Annotated in this window: 17 protein-coding genes; 16 read left to right on the forward strand and 1 reads right to left on the reverse strand. The window is 38.0% G+C overall.

All coding sequences use genetic code 11. The features are described from left to right. Positions 1 to 16: 16 nt before the first annotated feature. The 3 genes from ACOMCU_RS05190 to rny all read left to right on the forward strand — a co-directional run bounded on the left by ACOMCU_RS05190 (position 17) and on the right by rny (position 4,840). Positions 17 to 1,276, forward strand: a complete 1,260-nt coding sequence (locus ACOMCU_RS05190) for a competence/damage-inducible protein A (RefSeq protein WP_421049581.1) — start codon at positions 17 to 19, stop codon at positions 1,274 to 1,276. Positions 1,277 to 1,434: 158 nt separating this feature from the next. Beyond that, the gene (gene recA / locus ACOMCU_RS05195) at positions 1,435 to 2,502 is read left to right on the forward strand and encodes a recombinase RecA (protein WP_010858522.1); all 1,068 of its coding nucleotides are present in this window, start codon (positions 1,435 to 1,437) and stop codon (positions 2,500 to 2,502) included. 778 nt (positions 2,503 to 3,280) lie between these two features. Further along, positions 3,281 to 4,840 (forward strand): ribonuclease Y, encoded by a 1,560-nt coding sequence (gene rny, locus ACOMCU_RS05200; protein WP_421049582.1) that lies wholly within the window; start codon positions 3,281 to 3,283, stop codon positions 4,838 to 4,840. Between the two features lie 303 nt (positions 4,841 to 5,143). Here the strand turns inward: rny and ACOMCU_RS05205 are convergent, their stop codons facing one another. Then, positions 5,144 to 5,830: a diphthine--ammonia ligase gene (locus ACOMCU_RS05205; RefSeq protein ID WP_421049583.1), complete on the reverse strand. Its 687-nt coding sequence runs from the start codon at positions 5,828 to 5,830 to the stop codon at positions 5,144 to 5,146. A 592-nt stretch (positions 5,831 to 6,422) separates the two neighbouring features. On the opposite strand from ACOMCU_RS05205, the gene ACOMCU_RS05210 reads away from it, so the two are divergent. The 13 genes from ACOMCU_RS05210 (at position 6,423) to ACOMCU_RS05270 (ending at position 21,054) form a co-directional block, all read left to right on the forward strand. Next, complete coding sequence (locus tag ACOMCU_RS05210; RefSeq protein WP_421049584.1) at positions 6,423 to 7,145, forward strand: YveK family protein; 723 nt, start codon at positions 6,423 to 6,425, stop codon at positions 7,143 to 7,145. Between the two features lie 2 nt (positions 7,146 to 7,147). After that, entirely contained in the window at positions 7,148 to 7,852 is a 705-nt protein-coding gene (locus tag ACOMCU_RS05215; RefSeq protein ID WP_421049585.1) for a CpsD/CapB family tyrosine-protein kinase, read from the forward strand. Between the two features lie 40 nt (positions 7,853 to 7,892). Continuing rightward, a complete protein-coding gene (locus ACOMCU_RS05220) occupies positions 7,893 to 8,648 on the forward strand; it encodes a tyrosine-protein phosphatase (protein ID WP_421049596.1) in 756 nt (251 codons plus the stop codon). 94 nt (positions 8,649 to 8,742) lie between these two features. Continuing rightward, a complete protein-coding gene (locus tag ACOMCU_RS05225) occupies positions 8,743 to 9,861 on the forward strand; it encodes a glycosyltransferase family 4 protein (protein WP_010858528.1) in 1,119 nt (372 codons plus the stop codon). 60 nt (positions 9,862 to 9,921) lie between these two features. Further along, positions 9,922 to 11,103 carry a glycosyltransferase gene (locus tag ACOMCU_RS05230; protein WP_421049586.1) on the forward strand — a complete coding sequence of 394 codons (1,182 nt, stop codon included), beginning with the start codon at positions 9,922 to 9,924 and terminating at the stop codon, positions 11,101 to 11,103. Further along, positions 11,100 to 12,446 carry a hypothetical protein gene (locus tag ACOMCU_RS05235; protein ID WP_421049587.1) on the forward strand — a complete coding sequence of 449 codons (1,347 nt, stop codon included), beginning with the start codon at positions 11,100 to 11,102 and terminating at the stop codon, positions 12,444 to 12,446. Before ACOMCU_RS05230 ends, ACOMCU_RS05235 begins: the two co-directional genes overlap by 4 nt. Positions 12,447 to 12,450: 4 nt before the next feature. Then, entirely contained in the window at positions 12,451 to 13,500 is a 1,050-nt protein-coding gene (locus ACOMCU_RS05240; RefSeq protein ID WP_421049588.1) for a glycosyltransferase family 2 protein, read from the forward strand. A 20-nt stretch (positions 13,501 to 13,520) separates the two neighbouring features. Continuing rightward, a complete protein-coding gene (locus ACOMCU_RS05245) occupies positions 13,521 to 15,026 on the forward strand; it encodes a lipopolysaccharide biosynthesis protein (protein ID WP_421049589.1) in 1,506 nt (501 codons plus the stop codon). A gap of 91 nt (positions 15,027 to 15,117) precedes the next feature. After that, the gene (locus tag ACOMCU_RS05250; RefSeq protein WP_010858533.1) at positions 15,118 to 16,227 is read left to right on the forward strand and encodes an acyltransferase family protein; all 1,110 of its coding nucleotides are present in this window, start codon (positions 15,118 to 15,120) and stop codon (positions 16,225 to 16,227) included. Positions 16,228 to 16,388: 161 nt separating this feature from the next. Continuing rightward, a complete protein-coding gene (locus ACOMCU_RS05255) occupies positions 16,389 to 17,186 on the forward strand; it encodes a TIGR00282 family metallophosphoesterase (protein WP_219364726.1) in 798 nt (265 codons plus the stop codon). 298 nt (positions 17,187 to 17,484) lie between these two features. Beyond that, the gene (locus ACOMCU_RS05260; RefSeq protein WP_010858535.1) at positions 17,485 to 17,751 is read left to right on the forward strand and encodes a stage V sporulation protein S; all 267 of its coding nucleotides are present in this window, start codon (positions 17,485 to 17,487) and stop codon (positions 17,749 to 17,751) included. Positions 17,752 to 18,448: 697 nt separating this feature from the next. Continuing rightward, positions 18,449 to 20,188: a 2-oxoacid:acceptor oxidoreductase subunit alpha gene (locus tag ACOMCU_RS05265; protein WP_421049590.1), complete on the forward strand. Its 1,740-nt coding sequence runs from the start codon at positions 18,449 to 18,451 to the stop codon at positions 20,186 to 20,188. Beyond that, positions 20,188 to 21,054, forward strand: a complete 867-nt coding sequence (locus tag ACOMCU_RS05270; RefSeq protein WP_010858537.1) for a 2-oxoacid:ferredoxin oxidoreductase subunit beta — start codon at positions 20,188 to 20,190, stop codon at positions 21,052 to 21,054. Before ACOMCU_RS05265 ends, ACOMCU_RS05270 begins: the two co-directional genes overlap by 1 nt. Positions 21,055 to 21,205: the final 151 nt, after the last annotated feature.

Below are 21,205 nucleotides of genomic sequence, written 5' to 3' on the forward strand. Positions count from 1 at the left end.
AAAGGTCTTGTGAATCATGAATGCTGAAATTCTTGCAGTTGGCTCAGAGTTATTGCTTGGACAGATTACAAATACAAATGCGAAGTTCATCTCAAGTCAGTTGTCTGAGCTAGGGATTAACGTATTTTACCATACTGTTGTTGGAGACAATTCAAAAAGATTGCAACAGGCAATAGCGGTAGCAGAATCGCGTGCTGATTTAATTATTTTCTCAGGTGGCCTTGGTCCTACAAAGGATGATTTAACAAAGGAAACCATTGCACGTCATCTAGGTATCGATTTAACTTTTGATGAAGTAGCCCTGTCCTATATCGAACAGTTTTTTGCCAAACGAGGACGACCAATGACGGAAAATAATCGTAAACAGGCGCTTGTATTAGCTGGTAGTGAAGTGCTGGCAAACCATCATGGTATGGCACCTGGTATGATTCTGACGAAGAATGAACGTACGTACATGTTACTTCCTGGTCCTCCAAAAGAGCTTGAGCCAATGTTCCAATTTGAAGCAAAACCCAAACTTGGTGCAATGCTCAATGACGGTGGCGTAATTGTGTCTCATGTGATGCGCTTTTATGGCATCGGGGAAGCTGAGCTCGAGGTAAGTGTGCAAGATATTCTAGATACACAGACAAATCCAACTGTTGCACCGCTCGCTTCTGACGGTGAAGTCACATTGCGTGTGACAGCAAAGGCAGAAACAGAGGATGAAGCCCGCCAGCTTATTGCAGCGAAAGTGGCTGAAATCCAGGCAATAGTTGGAGACTATCAATATGGAATTGATGATGATTCCCTTGCCTCTAAGACGGTGGAGATGCTGTTAGACAATAACTTAACCATTTCTGCGGCTGAAAGTTTAACGGCAGGTTTATTTCAGTCGGAGCTGGCTGAAATACCAGGTGTAGGTACTGCGCTTATTGGTGGCATTGTCACGTATACAGAAGAAGCGAAGGTCAAGCAACTTGGTATCTCACAGGAATTATTAGATACATACGGCATTGTTAGCAGCGAATGTGCTGCAGCAATGGCTAGTACTGTACGTGAAAAGTTCGGCACTACTATTGGTATTGGTCTTACTGGTGCTGCTGGCCCTACCGCACATGACCACCAACCAGTAGGAACGGTTTGGATCGGAATTGCTATAGGTGACGAAGAACCGATAACGTATTTACTGCATTTATCGGGTATGCGCAATACAAATCGTTTGCGTGCGGTGAAGTTTACATGCCATTACTTAATGCAATTATTAGAAGAACGAGGCTTTATGAAACGTTACTAAATTGAAGTTAAAATAGAAATTTGGGTGGAGAAAACATACCCAAATTTTTATTTTGGAGAAAAATCGAATAAATGTTCGCTTTTTTCTTGCGTGTTTTCTCAAAAACAAGTATAGTAGAGATAGATAAAACAGTGAACAGTTTCGAAGGAGGAAAAACAATGAGTGATCGTAAAGCTGCCTTAGAACAGGCGTTAAAGCAAATTGAAAAGAATTTTGGGAAAGGTTCTATCATGAAGCTTGGCGAAAAAACAGATTTAGAAATTGCAACATCTTCAAGTGGTTCGCTAGCACTTGATGCAGCATTAGGTGTTGGTGGTTATCCTCGTGGACGTATCATCGAAGTGTATGGCCCAGAATCATCAGGTAAAACAACAGTAGCCCTACATGCAATTGCAGAAGTACAAGCATCGGGTGGGCAAGCTGCCTTTATCGATGCGGAACATGCTTTAGATCCTATCTACGCACAAAAATTAGGTGTTAACATTGACGAGTTATTATTATCACAACCAGATACAGGAGAACAAGCGCTGGAAATTGCAGAAGCATTAGTACGCAGTGGCGCTATCGAGATTATCGTTATTGACTCAGTAGCAGCATTAGTGCCAAAAGCGGAAATAGAAGGAGATATGGGTGATTCACACGTTGGTTTACAAGCGCGTTTAATGTCTCAGGCGTTACGTAAACTTTCTGGTGCTATCAATAAATCAAAAACGATTGCCATCTTCATTAACCAAATTCGTGAAAAAATCGGTGTCATGTTTGGGAACCCAGAAACAACACCTGGCGGTCGTGCACTTAAGTTCTATAGCTCAGTTCGTTTAGAAGTACGTCGTGCAGAAGCCATTAAACAAGGCAATGACATTATGGGTAACCGTACGAAAATTAAAATTGTCAAAAACAAAGTAGCACCACCATTCCGTACAGCAGAAGTTGATATTATGTACGGTGAAGGAATTTCAAAAGAGGGCGAAACAGTCGATTTAGGTGTTGAGCTAGATATCGTGCAAAAAAGCGGCTCTTGGTATGCATACGGTGATGAGCGTTTAGGACAAGGTCGTGAAAATGCAAAACAATACTTGAAAGAAAATCCTGCCGTTCTAGATGATATTGCTAATAAAATCCGTGCTTCCTACGGTATTGCTGCATCCTCATATACAATTGCAGCACATGATGAAAATGAGGAAATGGATGAAGAGTTAATGCTTCTTCTTGAAGAAGAGAAATAAAAAATACATCGTTCTCGCTCTAATGAGTGAGAACGATGTATTTTTTTGCTTTAATGGCTAGAGAGCATGTCATTTTTTGTGGAAATTTGCGATATTTTCTTTTTATTCGTGTTGAACTTTGCATTGAAAAAGCGCTTTGATGGGTAGCATGAAATGGTACACTGTTCTCTCACTCAATTGAGCAATTAAGAAGTGAAGCCTTTGGACTGGATATGTAAAAATATAAAACAATGCTTGTGTTTATAACTAGCACGAAAGTATTAGGTAATAATTTGTCCTGATGGATATCACTTACTTTTTTCTTGTTCGAGGCGAACAGGTGACCGTCTATCCTTGACAGAGCTAAAAGCTAGATATACAATTAAATATGTATAATTTCTGAATTATGACTTTGAAATAGGCAGTACATTTTATCTTCATTCAGTGTAAGACTCCCACCTATGAAGGTGGTGAGATGAATGCGGTGGTGGTTCCTTTTAGTGGGTTTAAACACCTACTGAAATAGAGGAACTCAGTCTAAGAACGCCACGTTCTGTGGCAACGACTGAGTGACCAACATTATGTTGGCCCAAAGCCTCCGGCGGATGTCATGGATTTTGAAAGGAATGAATATAAGGGTGTTAGCCTAAAATCTTCGTATCCTGCGAAAACGGCTAACTGATCTGCATCGTGCAGACCTGAGCACAATTCAAAATCCGGACGCAATTATGCCAAGGCGAAATGGATGTATGCGCCGACTTGAAACTGTATTACCCAAATAGCAAGAGGAGGTGTTCATATGGATGGAATTACTATCATCTCCGCTTTGCTTGGACTCATCGTTGGTGCCGCTGTTAGCTATATCTACATGAAAAAAGTGAATGACTCAAAAATCACTGGTGCTAAACATGTTGCTGAAACAATCGTTGAAGAAGGAAAACGAGAAGCGGAGGCATTAAAGAAAGAAGCACTACTTGAAGCCAAAGATGAAACTCACAAATTTCGCACTGAAGCCGAAAATGACATTCGTGATCGTCGTTTAGAACTTCAAAAACAAGAGAACCGTTTATTGCAAAGAGAAGAGAATCTTGATCGCAAGGATGATGCTCTGAATAAGAGAGAAGCTGGCTTAGAGCGTAAGGAACAAGCTCTTGCCGAAAGACAACAGCATATTGAACAGATGGAAAGCAAAGTGGACGAGCTCGTCGCCGCACAAAAAACAGAGTTAGAGCGTATTTCTGCATTAACAAGAGATGAGGCGAAGGCTATCATCTTAGGTGAGGTAGAAAAAGAGCTCGCAACTGATATTGCTGTGATGACGAAAGAATCTGAAACACGTGCAAAAGAAGAATCTGATAAAAAAGCACGTGAGATTTTATCACTGGCACTGCAGCGTTTTGCAGCTGACCACGTAGCAGAAACAACAGTCTCTGTCGTGACTTTGCCAAATGATGAGATGAAAGGTCGTATTATCGGTCGTGAGGGCCGAAATATCCGTACGCTAGAAACGTTAACAGGTATTGACTTAATCATCGATGATACACCAGAAGCGGTTATATTATCGGGCTTTGATCCAATACGTCGTGAAACAGCTCGACTTGCACTTGAAAAACTTGTACAAGATGGACGTATTCACCCTGCGCGTATCGAGGAAATGGTTGAAAAATCTCGCCGTGAAGTGGATGAACAAATTCGCGAAACAGGGGAACAAACGACATTTGAAATTGGCATTCATAATCTACATCCAGACTTAATGAAGATTTTAGGGCGCATGAAGTATCGTACAAGCTATGGTCAAAACGTGCTAAAACACTCAGTAGAAGTTGCACATTTAGCTGGTTTACTTGCAGCTGAACTTGGTGAAGATGTAGCATTGGCTCGTCGTGCAGGCTTATTACATGATATTGGTAAGGCAATTGACCATGAAGTGGAAGGTAGCCACGTCGAAATCGGTGTAGAGCTTGCCAAGAAATACAAAGAACATCCGGTCGTTATTAACAGTATCGCTTCTCACCATGGTGATACAGAAGCAACTTCTGTTATTGCGGTATTAGTGGCTGCAGCTGACGCATTATCAGCAGCGCGTCCTGGTGCTCGTAGTGAGACACTTGAAAACTATATCCGAAGACTTGAAAAATTAGAAGAGATTTCAGAAAGCTATGATGGTGTTGAAAAATCATATGCTATTCAAGCAGGTCGTGAAATTCGTATTATCGTACAACCTGAAAAAATTGACGATTTAGCTTCACATCGTCTAGCTCGCGATATTCGTAAGCGAATTGAAGACGAGCTTGACTACCCAGGACATATTAAAGTAACAGTTATTCGTGAAACACGTGCTGTGGAGTATGCGAAATAATAAATAATTAAGAGGCTTCCCTTGACTTAGGTCAGGGAAGCCTCTTTGTGATTAAACAGTACATCATAGATGACAGAAACTATCAATTAAACTGTGAAAAGTCTATTGTAAATTAGATAGTAATGTTGATCAAAATGCTGTTTTAACATAGGACCGTTTAGGTTGATATGGGCTCAAACATCATTCAATGTAAGAAAAACTTTTAGTTGTAAAGCGTAAAGCCTAAAAACTCCAAACAGTCATAACCTGAAAATTCAGAGGCGAGATCCTGTAATGCTGGGTGGAAACTGTCATGCCCGCCCGCTAATCTAGTTCCAAGGGTAAAAAAGCGTATTCTCCGGTTTTAATAATCTCGCATTTACGAACTGCAATAGGTTGTTTAAAAATGGGACCATCTATTACTGTCGTATGGAACTCTCCACCTTCTCCACAGGGGTCAATACCACGAGCTTCAAGCTCCTTCACGTATTCATGAGTTAACGTTCGTCCTAAATCGTCCTCTCGCATGCCTAATGATAAATTAACCGTTACAATGAGCGTTACAAACCCTAGGTTTATGAACTCTTCGACAGTTTCACGATGGTTCATTTCCCATAAAGGCATTCCAAGCTTTAATCCGGCATTCTTTGTAACCTTTTCATGCCAACAGCCATGAGCAGGCATATCTAAGTCTCCTGTTACTAACACTTCTGCTCCTTGGATTTTAGCTTTTTCTAAAAGGCGCATAAATACTTTTTCATAATCTGTCCAGCTTGCAGCTGCAGTATAGACAGGCAAATCTATAGATTTAGCTTGGGCACGTATGAGTTCTGGAGGCATTCCATGAGATCTGGAACGTTTCCCTTCTTCCTCCATCATAACGATTAGGCCAATCGCTTCTCCAACCTGCTGTGCTTTATATAGCGCTAAGACACTATCCTTGCCTCCGCTAAAAGAAGCAATAAATTTATGTCCGTGAGCATTATTTTTCCAATCCTTTAATTCTGCCATTCATATCTTTCCCCTTTATATTTATGACTTTTACTTGATGCATGCTATTAGCTATTTCATATATGAGATTTCATAGCTCTATTTGTTAGATTTTATCACGATTGAACCTTATAGATAGGATATTAATGCATTCCGATACAAAAAACGTGAAATTCTAAGGTTGATGAAAGAAAAGTTCATCTCAAAGAAATTGCAGCATTCGACAGATAAAATGGAGTATCTGGAAATCATTACTGCAATAGTGATTTGGACGATTGCTTAGTTTAGCAGCTAAAAATGATTTAACTTTTTCATAAAAACTAAACTTAAATCTGCCTGATAAGAATCCATAATAATCAACATTTTTTACAATGGATTCTTTTTTTGTGTCGGCAAATAGGGGTTTGCGAGGGATTTTTAATCAAACTTTATGGCCATGCTAGATCCACATGTTCTTTTCTTTGAATAAATAAAAGTGAGCAACAATATATTGGTAAATAAAATCGTATTGAGCCAGCCACATAAAATTTTTGAATGATGCTTTTGATAATTCAACAGTTCAGTAGTGAGACCTATAATAACAAGCATATGTTTTGATAAGGGGTGAAGGACGTTGAAAGAGACAATCACATTACAAGATGTATTGACAATAGTACGAAGACATGTGCTTTTTATAATGAGTTTTACACTATTAGTAGCTCTAGTGACAGCCTTTATTAGTTATTTTATTTTACAGCCTATTTATGAAGCAGAAACCCAGCTTTTAGTAAATCAAAAAAACACGGAGCAACCATATATAGGGGTACAACAGGTTGAGACAGATTTACGATTAATTAATACGTATAATATCATCATTAAAAGTCCAGCTATCTTATCTAAAGTCATTAATAATTTGAATTTGGATATGACGCCAGAAATATTAATGGAACAAATTACTGTAACTAGCGCCAATAACTCACAAGTCGTGAATATTAACGTCGAAGATAAGCAAGCGGACCTAGCTGTCGACATTGCTAATACGATAGCAGACGTATTTCAAGAGGAAATTCAAATCTTAATGACTGTTGATAATGTAAATATTTTGTCAGTAGCAAAATTGGATGAAGAGCCTGAGCCAGTAGCACCGAACCAAACCCTCTATATTGTGGCAGCCTCATTTATTGCTTTTACCTTGAGTGCTAGTTTCACAATCTTAGTAGCAAGCCTCGATACGACAATAAAGACGGAACAAGATGTTGAAGACACGATCGGATTACCGATTATTGGCCTAATTAGTCAAATTAGTGATGTCAACAGAAGTGCTAGGGTTCGAACCCATAAAATGAGGAGGGAGTAGCGATGTTTCAACAAAAAAAGGCGCAAAGAAAAAAGCGTGTAAAAATGGCCCGGAAGCTTGTAACAGTTGCAAATAGTCATTCCATTGTCTCCGAACAATTTCGGACAGTCCGTACAAATATTACTTTTTCGATGCCAGATAAAGATATAAAAACAATTTTAGTGACCTCTGCCACACCAGGTGAAGGAAAGTCAACAAATGTAGCTAATTTAGGGGTAGTGTTTGCACAAGAAGGGAAAAGGATAGTCATTGTGGATGCAGATTTACGTAAGCCAACAATGCATTATACGTTTTTATTGCAAAATGCAAAAGGTCTGTCCAATATACTCACAAGGCAATTGAGTGTGATAGAAGTCGTCAATAGTACAGATATTCCTAATCTTTTTGTCTTGACGAGCGGACCAATCCCACCGAACCCAGCTGAGTTACTTGCTTCTAAAAAACTGGATAGCTTGATGGAAGAATTAAAGAAGGAATTTGATATCATTATTTTCGATGCACCACCGATTTTATCAGTGACTGATGCACAAATCTTATCCAATAAATGTGATGGCACACTGTTGATTGTTAATAGTGGTGCTGTGGAAAATACTAGTGTTATCAAGGCAAAGGCTAGCCTTGAATCCTCACAAGCAAATATTTTAGGGGTCGTATTAAATAACTATAAATTACCGCGGAGTCAATACTATGAAGAATATTATAGATAGCTATAGGATGGAGATAAGGAAGTGAAACGCAGTGATTGATATGCATAGTCATATTTTATTTAATGTCGATGATGGGCCCGAAAGCTTGGAAGAGACACTCAGCATATTTGACCAAGCTGTTGCACAAGGAATTTCAGGAATGATTTCAACCTCACATGTTTTACATCCGCTCTATCATGTTCCTTTTGAGGTAGTGAATGAACAAATTAAGCGATTACAAAAGGAAATTGATAGGCGTACTTTACCATTAACACTATACCCAGGACACGAGGTACGTTTGTCAGGGGATGTTCTAGCGCTTTGTGAAAAAAAGCAACTACATACATTAGCACATTCAAACTATTTACTGTTAGAGCTTCCATCTAATTTCATACCCAAGTATACAAAAGATATCATTTACGGCTTACTAACAGCAGACATCACCCCCATCATTGCACATCCCGAGAGAAATAGAGTTATTGCCGAAAATCCAGGTCATTTAGAGCAGCTGATACGCGAGGGAGCACTCGCACAAATAACAGCAGGAAGTTTAGCTGGTATGTTCGGAAAGACCATTCAAAAGCTTTCCATAACATTAGTGCGTTCGAACCTTGTTCATACTTATGGTTCGGATGTGCATAACTTAAAAACACGTCCCTTATTATTTGAAAAGGGACTCCGCTTTCTAGAAAAACAAAAAGAATTAGATGCAGTAGATTGTTTCCTTGAAAATAACACAAGAATACTAAACAACCAGCCTTTACTATGTTATGAGCCGGAAGATACTTTCACAAAAAAAAGATGGAAGTTTTTTTGAAAGAACAAAAAAACGTCCTGTGTATGGACGTCAAAAAAACAAATAAAGGCGAAAATGTTATAGCAGGCATTAAATATGTAAGGGGATAGTCAATGTGCGAGTGGTTTTAATGAGAAGTAATCCTGTTGCTCCAGATCCAAGGGTTGAAAAGGAAGCGGACAGCCTTGTGAAAAATAATTGGCCTGTACAAATTTTAGCGTGGGATAGAGACGATAAGTATAAGGCGAAAGAGCAATTATTGGAACGTAGACATGCCATTAAAATAACAAGATTTGGGTTGCCGGCTACGTATGGTGGAGGTTTTAAAAAAAATTTCTTTCCATTGTTGAAATTTCAAATAAAACTAATTCAATGGCTTCTTCGAAATAAAAATACCTATGACATTATCCATGCTTGTGACTTTGATACGGCACTAGTAGGGACGATTTGTGGAAAAATACTTCATAAAAAAGTAATCTATGATGTTTTCGATTCGATTACAGCACCATTTAATGGGCCTGAGAGTATTGGAAAAATTGTTGAGAAAATAGATATTGTGCTAATGAACAATGTGGACGCAGTAATCATTTGTACAGAGAAACGGAAAGAACAGATTGCTAAATCATCGCCCAAAAAAGTAGAAGTTATTTATAATACCCCACTTTATGTAAATCTAAAAGATGACTTAAAGTTAAATCCCCACAAAGTGAAAATAGTTTATGTGGGCATATTGGCTAGAGAGAGACTTATTAAGGAATTAGTGGATGTAGTTAAGAATAACTTGAACTACGAATTACATATTGGCGGGTTTGGAGAATTGGCTGATGAACTAGCGCAGATTTCAAAAGAGTGCGATAACATACTATTTTACGGTAAGTTACCCTATGAACAGACATTAGCGTTAGAAAATAGTTGCGACATCATGACAGCTATCTATGATCCGGAGCTTTCGAATCATTATTATGCAGCGCCCAATAAGTTTTATGAGGCATTAATGCTCGGTAAGCCCTTGATAATGGCAAAAAATACAGGAATGTCTGAAGTGGTAGCTGACAACGATCTTGGAGAGTTAATTGATTTTAATAGAGAGAGTTTACAAAAAGCCATAGACAGCTTGGTAATGCGTAAAACAGAGTGGCCAGTAATTGCGCATAAAATGAAAGTACTATATGAAAAACAGTATAGTTGGTGCCAAATGGAAAAGAGGTTAACGGATCTATACAGCAACTTATGACAGATTTACTTGTAAACTATATGAAAATTTACAATAATATTGGATTGCTAGGGGGACTCTATGAAGATATTATTTGTTGCACAAAATTTTCAGATGGGCGGTATTCAGAAGGCATTAATTAACACACTCAAAGAAGTTAGTCTCTATAAGCAATATGAAATAGATGTATTTACATTTAGTGAAGGTGAATTAATGAAGGACATTCCCCCTAATGTTAATGTATGTACAGGAAATTTACTGTTACAACTAATCGCTACTCCTTTTGCCGAAGTGAAAAAGAGGCAAAATGTGTGGCATCTAACGCTACGTATGTTATGTATGATTGCCGTTCGATTAATTGGGTCTAACAATTTTTATGCAATAATCTTAAAAACACATCGCAAAGAAAGGCTTTATGATATTGCCATTTCTTATTTTAATGACGTGCCACACAATTATTTTAACCAGGGTACTAATCTATTTGTAGATAAATTTGTAAGGGCAAATAGGAAGTTCGCGTGGATACATACGGATCCTCTTAAGGCCAACTTTAACTATAATGCATGTGTCAAAACCTATAAAAATTTTGATCGATTGTTTTGTGTTTCTGTAGCATGTAAGCAAAATTTAATGCACTTTCTGCCGCAATATAAAGACAAAATTCAAGTGGTCTATAATTTTTTCCCAATCGAAGACATAAAAGAACTGGCATTGCACGAAACACCATTTGAAAAAGGCACGATGGATTTATTATCTATCGGGAGGATTGACAATGCCACGAAAAGATTCGATTTTATTCCACAGCTATGTCAGTTATTAAAGGACGCGTCAATTAGTAATTTTCGCTGGAGAATTGTAGGTGATGGGCCAGATTTACTGCACAATAAAAGATTGGCCTTTGAATTAGGTGTAGCTGATGTAGTTGAATTTGTAGGAGAATTACACAATCCATATCCTTATATAAAACAAAGTGATGTGCTCATTCTAACCTCGGCATATGAGGGTTATCCAATGGTGGTAGGGGAAGCGTTGATATTAGAAACGCCAGTTATTACCACCAATTTTGCCGCTGCGAGGGAACTAATTAGTGATGGCCAAAATGGCTTTATTACGGGGGGGAATTTGGAAAATCTTTATCCGGTCATTGCCGGTGTCATCGAAAATGCTGACAGGCTTCAAAGAATGAAAAAGTTTATCGAAGAAAAACCATATACAAATCGAAAAGCACACGAGCAACTAGTATTGGAGTTTGATGCAAAATGATATTGAAAAATAAGTATTTCAGTATTCTCATCTGTATTATTTCCAGTATATTTGTTGTGTTAAAAATGTACACAGGTAGCAATTTATTTCTTTGGATTTTTTTTCTTTTAACGTCTACGGCAATGCTGTGGGATAAGCAACAGCATAGAATTGACTATCTATTATTTTTTATTTCATGGGTGTATGTCATTAAGTTTGATTTAACGAGCTATTCACTTTTTGTCGTCCTCAGTTTTTTCTATATAGTTTTAAGTATCTTGACGATTATTTTGCAAAACGAAGGTATGTCAACAAGACTCATGTTAACCTATTTGCTATTTGTATTTTATGCTGTTGGTGTAACACTTTTAAGTGGCGGTAATCTGATTGAAGTATTGGGCTTTGTGTTGAATTATAGTGTAATCTTTTTTGCTATTCAGGCCATTAACCATAAAGACTACTTCCGAAGATATACGTATATCTATGTGTTAGGCTTACTTGCAGCTGCAACAGTTCGCTTAATAAGCTTTTCTATTCCAACGATTGATAATTTTATTCAATCTATGACGGTTGTGAATACGATAAGGACGCTGAGCACAATAAGTACTAGATTTACTGGCTTAGATTTAGATCCTAATTATTTTAGTTTGCAAATATTAATAGCCATGTCTTGTTTATTAGTACTGTTTAATCACAATGGCAAAAAGGAGAAAAAGTCGATTGTTCTTATCATTATCTTAGCGGCATTTGGCGTACTGACTTATTCTAAAATGTTTATTATCACATTAATCGTATTAATTTTGCTGACGTTTATTGTGTTCATTAAAAATAATGTTAAAACGGCTATAAAGTTTTCTTCTTTCATATTGGTGATTTGTGGGACATCACTCATTTTTTTTTACGAAAGGTTATTCGAAATTTATTGGATTCGATTTTTTGGAGCAGGCATATCTACTGATGCCATTACTACTGGACGCGTGAGTAGTTGGGGGATGTTTGCAAGTGAAATTTTGCAAAATACAAAAATATTTGTTTTTGGAGCGGGCTTTGGGACAACTTTTTCGAAAGTGAAAATGGCCCATACGATGTACTTATCGACACCCTATTATTTAGGTTTATTGGGCGTAGTACTCGCTTTACTTTACATTTTTAGTTTATATAAAGTGCTAAAAAATAATGTTGGTATAAAAGATAATACGAGCTTTCAAGTACTTTCAGTCAACGCCTTACCCCTTTATATCATGTTAATTGCGAATATTGGACTTGATTCCTTTGTAATGGATTATTTTCCTTATCATATTTTATTACTCATGTTTGCATTAACCATGAGTAAAAGTCAGGAACTTTGCATGAATGGGAGATGAGGCGATGCCATTTCTAAGCGTTGTTGTGCCTATCTATAATGTGGAGCCTTATTTACGCGAATGTATTGAGAGTATATTGAACCAGGAATTCGTAGATTTCGAGTTAATCTTGGTAAATGATGGTTCAACGGATAATTGCTCCGTAATGTGTGAGGAATACGCGGAGCTGGACGCAAGGGTTATCGTCATCCATAAAAATAATGGGGGTCTTGTCAGTGCGCGAAAAGCGGGGCTAAGTGTCGCGAGTGGGCAATATATTGGTTTTGTGGATAGTGATGATTGGATTGAAGTTGATATGTACAAATCATTATGTGACGCCGCACGTAAATTTGATGTAGACATCGTCATTTGTGATATTGTTGAAAATTATCCAGAGCAAGAAGTGAAACGAACGCAAATTGTCGCGCCGGGACTGTATGGGAAGGATAGGATGAAACAAGAGGTATATCCAATTATGCTGTTTTCAGGCGAATATTATCAATTTGGATTATTTCCTTCAGTCTCCAATAAATTATTTAAAAGAGTGCTTATAGAAAAATGTCAATTTGATGTGGATGATAGAATCTGTTTGGGAGAAGATGTTGCTTGTACGTATCCATGCTTGCTCGAGGCGAACAATCTATTCATATTAGAAAATAAGTATCTCTACCATTATCGTCAAATTCCTTCTTCTATGACAGCGAGTTATGATGAGAAATTCTTTGAAAAAATAATGATTTTGTGGAAACGATTGAATGATTTAAAACGAGATGCGGAACATTTGGTTCCTAATTTTGCTGAACAATTACAATATTATTTTACGTATTTAGTGATTGCCGCCGTTAATAATGAATGTAGTCGCCACAATCAAAAGAGCTTGCGTGAGAAAAAAATCTTTATCGATAAAATGTTAGCTCATGCGGAAATGAAGAAGGCGTTACAGGCGGTGCACATGAATAAAATACCGTTCAAATCAAAGGTTTATATTTGGTTATTAAGGAAACAACAGATTCTTTTACTCTATGGTTTGATTTGGTTGAGCCGGAGTAGAAAGTTTCGATCCTACTGTTCCTGAAGGATAAGGTGTTTGCCAACATGAGAACGAAAAAAGTGATATTGAATTTAATGTCAAATATAATGCTTCAAATTGTTTCGGCAGCCATTAATTTCATTTTACCTCGATTATTTATGACGACGTATGGCTCCGCTTCAAATGGACTTATTTCCTCCATAAAGCAATTTTTAAGTTATTTAAAGATTGTAGAGGCAGGTGTAGGCAATGCGTCTATTGCAGCACTTTATAAGCCTTTGTCTTTGAGCGACAAAGACCAAATAAATGGTATACTCGCTGCTACCAATCATTTTTATAGACGTTCAGGTTATTTCTTTACTGTGTTAGTCGTAATTTTAGCTATCTTCTATCCTTTAGTGGTAGGCGATGAGGTGAATCCGCGTACAGCCTTTTACATGGTACTTATTCTAGGGATCAGTACCATGTGGGAGTATTTTTATATAGGGAAATATTTAGTGTTACTGACGGCGGATCAAAAAAGTTACGTTATTTTTCGTATCCAAACCATCTTGCTAATTGCCAGTACGATATTATCATTGACGCTTATAGTCCTTGGCTTTTCCATCGTTGTTGTTGTTGCTAGTTCAAGTGTCCTGTTATTACTAGATATTCTTTTTTTAAGAAGCTATGTCCAAAAAAAATATTCATATTTTAATATAAGGGTAAAACCTCATACACTTGCCATTAAAGCGAAATGGGATGCTTTAATTCATCAAATCGCTTCATTAGTTGTCTTTAATACACCGTTTATTTTGATAACAATTTTTCTGGGCCTTAAAGAGGTTAGTGTATTTACGGTGTACAATATGGCGTTTAATGCCGTCACTTTATTTGTTTCAGCTTTTTCGGGGGCGATGTTAGCAGCATTTGGTGACATTCTTGTAAAAGAGGATAGGGGCGATCTGCAAAAACATTTTCAATATTTTGAGTACATTTTTTATGCAGTCGTCGCTTTCTGTTATACATGTACAGCCATTTTAATTTTACCGTTTATGACGATTTATACAGTGGGTATTGAAGACGTTAATTATATACGACCGTGGTTAGCGACACTATTTGTTATTGTAGGTGTTGCCAATACGATTCGTATTCCTTCCAATACGTTAGTAAACTCAGCTGGCCATTTTAAAGAGACAAAAAACCGTGCCATTATTGAAGCGGTCATTAACCTTGTGACGTCCATTATTTTTGTACAGTTTTTGGGTGTTGAGGGGGTATTGATAGGGGCGCTCTGTTCATATGTCTATCGTACTTGTGATTTAATTTTGTATACGTCAAATGCAATATTGAAACATTCAGCGCTGGTTACAGTCAAAAAAATTTCCAGCAATACGATTTTAGCATGCATCGCAGCCTCTCCGTTTATATTTATTGAACTCCATATTACAGGTGCAGGTTCTTGGTTAGTAGCAGCTACATGTGTTTCTTTATGGACAATTACCATTGTTCTTTTAGGGAATTTTTTACTTGAACCTAAAATGATGCGTGATATTTTGCTGCATGTAAAGCGCACAATTTCCAACGACTAAAAAGTTTTTCCTATGTGTTTACGTATGACCGATAAGCTAAAAGCATAATTGACTTGCAAGATCGATTGCTTAGAAATGGCAGGTGGGAAAAATGAAACCAGTGGTTAAAGAAATATTTTTACTAAGATGCGTTGCCTGTTTGGGAATTGTGTTAATGCACGGAGTCACTTTAGCATTAGATATGTATGACATGGAGGAAAGTCCATTATTATTTGTACTGACGTCTATCCAATTGGCATTAATGTTCGGCACACCACTCTTTATTTTTATCTCCGAGTTCGTGATTGCATATTCTTATCCGAATCAATTGCCCAAAAAATTTTATGACAAACGTATTAAGTATATTTTTATCCCTTTTCTATTTATAGGTATTCTAGATGCAGCTCTTCATTCGATTGGAACAAATAGTGGTGAATTCGAAAAAAAAGTATTTCTAAATTTGTTCGAAGGTGATTTTCACGGCTATTTTATCGTTATCATTTTTCAATTTTATTTTTTACATCCCTTATTTGTAAAATATATTGTATCAAAATACCCCGCCTATAAAGTGATTCTAACAGCATTTCTTATAAATTTTGGTTACTTAGCTTTTTTTAATTTTTTGGATTTGTACGAGTATTTTTCCTATTTGCCATATGCAGAACTGGAGTGGAGCGTTTTAAATAGGATGCCCTTTCCTGCATGGATAGCTTATTTTGTAACAGCCTACTATTGCGGCAGAAATTATGAAATTTTCCTATCATGGTTACATCGTTTTCGTTATCAACTTTTCGTTGGATTCCTTTTTACACTCAGTAGTTTACTAGCTATCCAATTTTGGGGCTTTATCACTGAAATTCACTCAAAGAGAATAGATGTCATACTGTATACATTGAGCGTCGCTTTCCTGTTATTTTTTATTGCGAGTAAATTGCAGAGAATGCCAAGATTTATGATTTTTATTAGTCGCTATTCCTTTGGCATTTATTTGTTACATCCATTATTTAATATATTGGTAAAAGGCTTTTTATCCCCCTATGTAGAAAAATTAAGCATTTTTTCTGTTGTGGGCATTTCATTTTTTATTAGTACGAGTTGCTCCATTGGTGTGACATATATCTTGAACAAATGGAAATTCGGGGCTTACTTAGTAGGGCAAATACATCACGATGTAAAAACGAGTGCTACTAAAGCAAAACAACTACTCAGCCATCGCTCATGATGTCACCGTGAGATTGTCGTTTGGTAAACATCGGCACAACGATAAATATCGTCAGATTGTATATAGTGTAGACTAGGCATGGTTTGCGTTTTATTTTGCGATGGGCGAAGAAAAAATGGTAAACTAAATAGTGTTATTTATAGAAAGAGTGGTTTTGCAAAATGAAAGTGCTATTTATTGGAGATATTGTCGGCTCAATTGGTCGTGATGCAGTGGAAAAATATTTGCCACGTTTAAAGAAAAAATTTAGCCCAGACGTTGTCATTGCCAATGGTGAAAACGCAGCAGCAGGTCGTGGTATTACCCGTAATATTTATACGGACCTTTTACAAATGGGTGTGGATGTCATTACGATGGGCAATCATACTTGGGACAACAAAGATATTTTTGATTTTATTGATGATGCGGATTACTTAATTCGTCCAGCCAATTTTTCGAGTGAGGCACCTGGTAAAGGAATGGTGCAAATTTCAAAAAATGGTGTCACATTATCGGTTATTAATTTGCATGGTCGGGTGTTCTTGCCTCCGCATGAGGATCCATTTGCAATGGCGGATGAATTGATTGAAGAAGCGCGTAAAACGTCACCGCTCGTATTTGTGGATTTCCATGCAGAAGCGACAAGTGAAAAAATTGCACTTGGTTGGCATTTAGATGGCAAGGCGTCAGCGGTCGTAGGGACACATACACATGTACAGACTGCAGATGCGCGTATTTATCCGAATGGGACAGCCTATATTACCGATGTTGGAATGACAGGACCGTATGATGAAATTTTAGGGATGACGAAGGAAAGTGTTATTTACAAATTCCAGACAAATATGCCATCCCGCTTTGAAGTGCCAAAAAAAGGGCGCGACGTGTTAAGTGGCTTTTTCGTTGAAATGGATGACAAAACAGGAAAAGCTGTGCACTGCGAAAGAATTTATATAAATGAAGACTATCCGTTCCAAGGATAATGTGAACAACTACTGTGTCATGAAAAACACAGTAGTTTTTTTTGTGTGAACAAGCAATAATCCTTAGATTAAAGCTTGGCGAAAACAAGTGAGAACGTACTTTTATATACTATGAATTGTAGGTATCTGCATGATAAAGTTCCATGTATTTGAATGGTTTGCAATATATCGGTTTTGAAAATAGTCTATTTTCGTTTTCACGAGCATAAAATGACCTACGGACAATAACTTGAGAACCGAAAAGGGGGACATGAGTTGTTGAGCGTAAACACTATTCGCGAAACGGGGAGGAATAATTGTGGATTCATTAAAAGTATCGTCACGCTCTAATCCAAATTCAGTTGCAGGTGCATTAGTCGCGGTAATCAGAGAAAAAGGGCAAGCAGAAATGCAGGCAGTTGGGGCGGGTGCACTTAACCAAGCCGTGAAAGCAGTGGCTATTGCACGCGGATTTGTAGCGCCAAGTGGCACAGATTTAATATGCGCACCGGCGTTTGCCGATATTTTAATTGCTGGTGAGGAACGTACAGCTTTAAAATTGCTAGTAGAAAAACGTGTTCGATAATAAAGTGAACCTTTAATCGGTGGGGGATTCTTTATCCCCACCGATTATTTAGGAATTTAGGCGAAGAACGCTACATCTTGTGGCAATTTATTTGTGCGGCGACGAAGCAACAGCAATAAATACAGAGCCTAAGTAATCAACTTCCTGTTGACTTTAACCGATCAGGTACTATCGCGTCCTTGCTCTCAAGTTAGGTGTGAGACTGAGCCTTGGTAGTTCCCGATAAAAACCAAAAAAAATGTCTTGCACCGATGAATTGGTGCAAGGCATTTTTTGTTATAGTGCAAATCCAATATGTGCTGGGGCTGTTAACCTATTGAATCGTAATGCTCCGGTCAGTTGGAGGAGCGCTCGGTAAGCGAGAGAAGCGCTCAGGTCGGCAGTAGAACCGTTCGGGTAAGTGAGAGGAACGCACAGGTCACCTAAAATAGCACGCAAGCCCAATGTGATAGCACAAGGAAAGCTCAGTTCATATACATACCACTAGTAACAAACGAGGATTTGGTACTGGATTGCATGCCAGTAAGTTATTTTTAATACGAGATTAATCTGAAAATTGCAATTTTTTGAACGGATTTTCGGTCAAAGGTCTGAATTTCGGCTAAATCATTGAATAACAATAGTGTAGACCGTGTCTTCGTGTTAAACTTATGAAGGAAAAAATAATAGTATACATTGGATTTAAGGAGTTGTTGACATGTTACATCAGCTTTCATGGAAAGTCGGTGGGCAACAGGGTGAAGGGATTGAGAGTACAGGCGAGATTTTCTCAATGGCAATGAATCGTTTAGGTTACTTCCTATACGGTTATCGTCACTTCTCTTCTCGAATTAAAGGTGGCCATACGAATAATAAAATTACAGTTCGTCCAACAGAAGTACGTTCAATTGCGGATGATTTAGATATTTTAGTGGCGTTCGACCAAGAAACAATCGACGTCAATTATAAAGAGTTAACAGAAAATGGTGTTATTTTAGCTGATGCCAAATTTGAACCAGTAAAACCTGAAGATTCAAAGGCACCGTTATTTGCTGTACCATTCACAGAAGTGGCAGCAGCGTTAGGCACAACGTTAATGAAAAACATGGTAGCAATCGGAGCCACAGCTTCACTTCTTAACTTAGAAGATGCTGTCTTCCAAAATGTTGTGGATGATATTTTTGGTAAAAAAGGTGAAGAAGTGGTGCAGAAAAACATGGAAGCTATTGCACGCGGCCATGAAATGATGAATGAGCTTATAGGTGAGCGCGTTGGCGAGTGGGCATTAGCTCCTGCTGATGGTAAACGCCGTATGTTTATGATTGGGAATGATGCAGTAGCACTAGGTGCACTTGCAGCTGGGACACGCTTTATGGCTGCATACCCAATTACACCAGCTTCTGAAATTATGGAATACCTTATTAAAAAATTACCGAAATTTGGTGGTGCAGTTATTCAAACGGAGGATGAAATTGCAGCAGCAACAATGGCCATCGGGTCAAACTTCGGTGGTGTTCGTTCATTCACTGCATCAGCAGGTCCTGGTCTTTCGTTGATGATGGAAGCAATTGGGTTGTCAGGTATGACAGAGCAACCACTTGTTGTAATCGATACACAACGTGGTGGCCCATCAACAGGTCTACCGACAAAGCAAGAACAATCGGATTTAATGGCCATGCTTTATGGTACACACGGTGAGATTCCGAAAGTGGTCATTGCACCTTCTACAATGGAAGAAGCGTTCTTTGACACAATTCAAGCATTCAATATTGCAGAGGAATTGCAATTACCAGTTATTTTAATAACAGACTTACAGTTATCGCTTGGTAAACAAACTGTTGAACCATTTGATTACAAAAAAATTGAAATTCGTCGCGGTAAAATTGTAACGGAAGATCTTGAAGAAGCAGCGGATAAAGCCTACTTTAAACGTTTTGAAAATACAGAAGACGGTATATCACCGCGTGTTTTACCTGGTCAGTTAAATGGTATTCACCATGTAACGGGTGTAGAGCATGATGAAACGGGTAAGCCATCTGAAGCAACGGGCAATCGTCGTGCACAAATGGATAAACGTTTCCGAAAGCTTGCAGCACTGAATTTTGATACACCTGTTTACAAAAATACACCACACGAGGAAGCAGATATACTACTGGTTGGTTTTAACTCTACGCGTGGAGCTCTTGAAGAAGTACAAGAACGTTTAAACGCTCAAGGCATGAACGTAAACCATGCACATATTCGCTTAATTCATCCATTCCCTTCTGCGGATATGACACCTCTTGTGGCACAAGCGAAAAAAGTTATCGTTGTCGAAAATAACTACACAGGTCAATTAGCGAATATCATGAAAATGAATATTGGCGGCCACGATAAGATTGAGACAATCACAAAATATGACGGTACGCCGTTCTTGCCAGGTGAATTAGAAAATAAAGTGAAGGAGCTGACTCGCTAATGGCAACATTTAAGGATTTTCGTAATACAGTAAAACCAAACTGGTGCCCAGGCTGTGGTGACTTCTCAGTACAAGCTGCAATCCAGCGCGCAGCTGCCAACGTGGGCATCGAGCCAAACGAGCTTGCTGTGATTTCTGGGATTGGCTGCTCAGGTCGTATTTCAGGTTATATTAATTCATATGGTTTCCATGGGATTCATGGTCGAGCACTACCGATTGCACAAGGCTTAAAAATGGCAAATCGTGATTTAAATGTTATCGCATCAGGTGGTGACGGAGACGGCTTCGCGATCGGGATGGGGCATACAATTCATGCTATCCGTCGTAATATTGACATCACATATGTAGTCATGGATAACCAAATTTACGGTTTAACAAAAGGGCAAACTTCACCACGCTCGGCTGCTGGATTTATCACAAAATCAACGCCAGGTGGTGCCATTGAGCCTTCATTAAAACCATTAGAGGTAGCTTTAACAAGTGGTGCAACATTTGTGGCACAAGGATTCTCTACAGATATTAAAGAATTGACAGCTCTAATCGAAGCGGGTATTAATCATAAAGGTTTCTCATTCATCAACGTGTTCTCACCTTGTGTAACATACAACAAAGTGAATACGTATGATTGGTTCAAAGAGAACTTAACAAAGCTTGCAGATATTGAAGGTTATGACAATTCAGATCGCGGCATGGCAATGCGTACAGTAATGGAAAATGAGGGGCTCGTTACAGGTATTATCTATCAAGATACAAAAACGACTTCTTATCAAGAGAAAGTCCCAGGCTACTCTGAATTACCGCTTACAGATATTGATATCAAAATGAGCGAAAATCAATTTAATGCATTAGTCAATGAATTTATGTAACTAAAAGATGATTTAAATGCCTTAATAGTAAAAAAATTGAATTGAACTGTAGGAAAACTTGTGAGAATCAAGTTGATCTGACTCAAAAAAGTTAGACAAATAATTTAAGCAGCTTCTAAGATCTGAGTCTGGTATTGTACCGGACTTAGAT

The sequence above is a fragment of the Lysinibacillus sp. UGB7 genome, from assembly GCF_049058285.1.
Classification (GTDB): domain Bacteria; phylum Bacillota; class Bacilli; order Bacillales_A; family Planococcaceae; genus Lysinibacillus; species Lysinibacillus sphaericus_B.

What these genes read in the sequence shown, in the direction of transcription:
- ACOMCU_RS05235 (WP_421049587.1), top strand. Translation starts at nt 11,100, where the DNA reads ATGATATTGAAAAATAAGTATTTCAGTATTCTCATCTGTATTATTTCC.
- ACOMCU_RS05205 (WP_421049583.1), bottom strand. Translation starts at nt 5,830, where the DNA reads ATGGCAGAATTAAAGGATTGGAAAAATAATGCTCACGGACATAAATTT.
- recA (WP_010858522.1), top strand. Translation starts at nt 1,435, where the DNA reads ATGAGTGATCGTAAAGCTGCCTTAGAACAGGCGTTAAAGCAAATTGAA.
- ACOMCU_RS05215 (WP_421049585.1), top strand. Translation starts at nt 7,148, where the DNA reads ATGTTTCAACAAAAAAAGGCGCAAAGAAAAAAGCGTGTAAAAATGGCC.
- ACOMCU_RS05240 (WP_421049588.1), top strand. Translation starts at nt 12,451, where the DNA reads ATGCCATTTCTAAGCGTTGTTGTGCCTATCTATAATGTGGAGCCTTAT.
- ACOMCU_RS05190 (WP_421049581.1), top strand. Translation starts at nt 17, where the DNA reads ATGAATGCTGAAATTCTTGCAGTTGGCTCAGAGTTATTGCTTGGACAG.
- ACOMCU_RS05230 (WP_421049586.1), top strand. Translation starts at nt 9,922, where the DNA reads ATGAAGATATTATTTGTTGCACAAAATTTTCAGATGGGCGGTATTCAG.
- ACOMCU_RS05255 (WP_219364726.1), top strand. Translation starts at nt 16,389, where the DNA reads ATGAAAGTGCTATTTATTGGAGATATTGTCGGCTCAATTGGTCGTGAT.
- ACOMCU_RS05220 (WP_421049596.1), top strand. Translation starts at nt 7,893, where the DNA reads ATGCATAGTCATATTTTATTTAATGTCGATGATGGGCCCGAAAGCTTG.
- rny (WP_421049582.1), top strand. Translation starts at nt 3,281, where the DNA reads ATGGATGGAATTACTATCATCTCCGCTTTGCTTGGACTCATCGTTGGT.
- ACOMCU_RS05265 (WP_421049590.1), top strand. Translation starts at nt 18,449, where the DNA reads ATGTTACATCAGCTTTCATGGAAAGTCGGTGGGCAACAGGGTGAAGGG.
- ACOMCU_RS05250 (WP_010858533.1), top strand. Translation starts at nt 15,118, where the DNA reads ATGAAACCAGTGGTTAAAGAAATATTTTTACTAAGATGCGTTGCCTGT.
- ACOMCU_RS05245 (WP_421049589.1), top strand. Translation starts at nt 13,521, where the DNA reads ATGAGAACGAAAAAAGTGATATTGAATTTAATGTCAAATATAATGCTT.
- ACOMCU_RS05270 (WP_010858537.1), top strand. Translation starts at nt 20,188, where the DNA reads ATGGCAACATTTAAGGATTTTCGTAATACAGTAAAACCAAACTGGTGC.